The sequence below is a fragment of the Streptococcus suis YS161 genome, from assembly GCF_002760245.1.
GTDB classification, from domain to species: domain Bacteria; phylum Bacillota; class Bacilli; order Lactobacillales; family Streptococcaceae; genus Streptococcus; species Streptococcus suis_I.
Genome location: NZ_ASCA01000077.1, coordinates 1 through 3,593 on the forward strand (window position 1 = coordinate 1; position 3,593 = coordinate 3,593).

The following is a 3,593-nucleotide window of genomic DNA, read 5'->3' on the forward strand; positions in this document are numbered from 1 at the left end:
TGTTGATGTTGTGCAGTTTTCTCAAAGTAACTTCTGGAAGGACGGGAACTAGAACTTACTTTGAGAATTTACCAAATTTTATCCATTTTGGCGGCGACGTGCTGCCAGACCGAGACCTGTTGCTAGTGCTGTTAAGCCTAAAAGAGAGAGCAAGCTAGTTTCCTTCTCGCCAGTAGTTGGGAGAGTTTGTACTTTAGCAAACTTATGTTCTGTTGTCGCAGCCGCAATGCTTATTTCATTGAGAGCCGTTTTTGAAAGTTCTTTATTTGTCGCTAGTTTCACCTCGGCATTAGACGAAGTCTTAACATTGTTTTGAGAAGAGTCTCCTTGTCCCAAGTTTTCTTTAGAGTTGTCACTATCAACCGTTGGTTGTGGGATCACCATCGTTTGTAGGTCATAAAGTTTTTTAAGATCAAGGTACTCAGTATAAGCCTTTTCGTAGACTAGTTTTAAGTCCGCCAATTTTGCTCTAGTCTCTGAAAGACTTTGATTGGCTGCTTGTGCATTCTTCTGTGCTACTGCATAGGCTGCTTGAGCTTTGGCAAGAGTTACCTGTGCTTCTTTAAGCATTGAAAGATTGGTCTTGGCTAAAGCTACTCCTTGCTCAGCTCTTTCGACCGCTTGACGTGCCTCTGTCAATTTGTTTTGAGCTTGTGTTAAGACAGATTGGGCAGTTGCTACCTCAGCTTTTCTATCATCTGCTTGAGCTTTAAGCGTAGTTGCTGTTGCCAATAGATTATCGTAGTCAGCTTGAGCTTTTGCTATCTTTGTAGCGAGAGCCTTCGCCTTGACTTCTGCTGCTTGCCATTGGTTTTGAGCAGTTACTAAGACTTCTTGAGCCGACGCTAAGTCTGTCTGTGCTAGTTCCAGAGCTTTTTTCGCTTCCGGAGTCTTAAGAGCAGTATTGACAAGTACATTGTAGGTGGATTGAGCAGAAGAAAGATCATTTTGTGCTTTCGCTAACTCTTTAGCCGCCTTTTCATACTCAGCTTGAACATTGTTATAGGATGACTGTGCTGCATTCTGGTCTTTTAGTGCGGACTCATAGGCACTATAGTCTTGCGAGCTAATATTTCTTTCAACTAAACGATTATAGATTTCATAACTCTTCTTGGGTAAAGTTACTGACCAACCATAGAGAACTTCGCCCTCAAGACCAATATATTTTGTCTTCGGATCACCAAGCGTAATTTCAGAATCCGTTTCTTCAAATATATCCCAGTTCTTATACTCCTTTTGCATAGAATCGATAGTACGTTTTCCAGCCCCTACAACAACAAAATTACCAACACCTGATTGATATTCCTCAAAATAGTCATAAGTGTAGTAAAGGTCAAATCCCATCGCCTCATAGGTCATCAATTGAGCAAAGTGACCATAAGCAGATCCGGAATCATTTAACATAAAACCGTTAATTCCTTGGGCGATGACATGAAGAATTTCTGACATCGTATAGTAATTGGTATTCTGTTCATACAGTCCACCAGATGAACTAATGTTAGGAAAGGCTAGAATCTCACTATTAGAGCCCATTGGGGAGCCTTCTCCAAACACTTCATCATTTGCTGCTGCAATGATTTCCCCGTCATGTCCGTAAAATCCTTCTGGATACTTTTCTTCATATAGGCGGGCACGCACATCTGCTACTTCTATTAACAATTCATTGCCCACTATTTTTTTATCAATCCCTAAAGCTTGTCTGTAGGCGTTCGTGTAGTCAATAGCAAACTGGTTGAGCAACAATAGTTGTTCTATATCTAGATTTTCAACATCATAAAGAGTTGGGTCTGTTGATTCGATGGTCGCATATGACAATTTATCTCTTTCATCAAAAGACCTGACATCACCATAATAGCGTTTTTCAGCCTGAGTTGCTGCATCTATACTGTCTTTAGAAAAGTCCGTTTTAACCAGATTAACATAAGCATCTCTTAAATAGTCTGGCAAATTGATTGAAAATTTATAGGTCGCCTTGGGTTTAACGGCCTCCACTTTTTCATTAGCCACCACTAGATTTTGCTTGGCTGTCTCTAAATCCACTTCTTTTTCCGTTACTAGGGCTTGGGCCGTCTTCACCTTTTGTTTCTGTTCAGCTAAGACTGCATTAGCACTAGCTCTATCAGTCTCCAACTTCGTATCGGCTGCTTGAGCTTGCTCAAGGTTCTGCTTTGCTGTTGTGACTGCAGTTGTTTTGTTTACAACAGCTTCTTGAGCTGTTTTGAGTTCTGCTTGGACTTGACTGATTGCTCGTCCTTCTTGACTATTTTGAAGTGCCTCTAATTCTGCTTTAGAAGTATCTGCTTGCGATTTTGCTAAGTCAGCATCGGTCTTCGCCTTGTTGGCCTCTGCTTGAGCCTTGTCTACTTGTTCTTGAGCAATTGCCGTAGCCTGCTCTGCACTAGTCACTTGATTTTGTGCCTCTACTACTGTTTGTTCTGCACTAACGATTGCTTTTTCTGCTGCGGCAATCGTTTCTTCCGTTGCGTTTGTCGCCAAGTCTTGTGCACTGGTCAAGGCCTGTTCCGCTTGATCAAGATTTGTTTGAGCTGTCTTAGCTGCTGCTTCTGCACTCACCAAAGAATCTTGCTGGTAGGCTACTGGATTTGCTGCTGCATCTGCGGTCGCTTTGGCGGCTGCTACTTGCTCTGCTGTTACAGACGACGAGGCTTCTACATTAGCAGTATTTGAGGAAGAGGAGGTTGCCACTTCTACTACTTCATCAGCATAAGCCTGCTGAGTTACCAAAGCAGTCGCTGCCACGGTGGTTAAGGTCAAGGTTTTTAATGCTTTATTTTTCATGTTAATCTCCAATTACTAAATATTTATTTCCTTTAAGGTGACTATTTTGGCCAACAAGTATTGGGAACAACTCTTTGGCTAATGCTTGCTTCGTCTGAATTTCATTCACCGAATCTTTGAAATCGACATATACCACACCATAGATGTCACTAGCGATTTCTATCGGATAGTCTCTATGGTTTCTTTGAAGTAAGATAATATTTTGTCTTCCGAATTTACCGATTAGCCACCCTAATTCTAAAAGTACATTCTGTCTTAATCGATACTTCGGATTGATCCTCCCTTCAACTGAGTCATGGTAGCCAATATCATCTGGTGTTGCTAACACTATTCCAACTTCCCTACTATTGATATTGCTTTCTAACTTTTCAATGAGAGTTGCCCCACCATTTTTCTGCTTATCAAGATAGATTGGTTTGCAATTCCACTTTTCTAGTAGCTCCTCCAGTTCATCACGTTCACTGCCATTGTTTCCACGACCATATACGACAAAAATTTCTAGTTGATTCTCTTTTATGGTGTCATCCAATTCTCTCAACTTTTTCAATAAAGATTCGTCTGTATCATTCTCAACATGAATCGTTCGCTTGTCTCCCTTGGTCTCTGCTTGAATCACGATTTCTTTAGTACTGACCTTGAGCTTCAGAGGATAGGTAGGGTGTAGATGCTCTTTACTTAATTTCAAGTCAAAATACTCTCTTATTAAATATTCATCTAGATAAGTAAAAGTATGCTTTTCTTGAGCCATAATCTCCTCCCAAATAAAACTATGATATACTATTTTACCCCCCCCC

General features: G+C 40.9%; 2 protein-coding genes. Both read right to left on the reverse strand.

Annotated features, from left to right (window positions below; all coding sequences use genetic code 11):
* Window positions 1-78 precede the first annotated feature (78 nt).
* Entirely contained in the window at window positions 79-2,799 is a 2,721-nt protein-coding gene (locus SST111_RS09875) for an SEC10/PgrA surface exclusion domain-containing protein (protein ID WP_099811070.1), read from the reverse strand.
* 1 nt (window position 2,800) lies between these two features.
* The coding region (locus SST111_RS09880; RefSeq protein ID WP_218963967.1) for a TIR domain-containing protein at window positions 2,801-3,593 on the reverse strand (793 nt) is incomplete at its 5' end.

Coding starts and splice junctions, on each gene's coding strand:
- SST111_RS09875 (WP_099811070.1), bottom strand. CDS start 2,799: ATGAAAAATAAAGCATTAAAAACCTTGACCTTAACCACCGTGGCAGCG.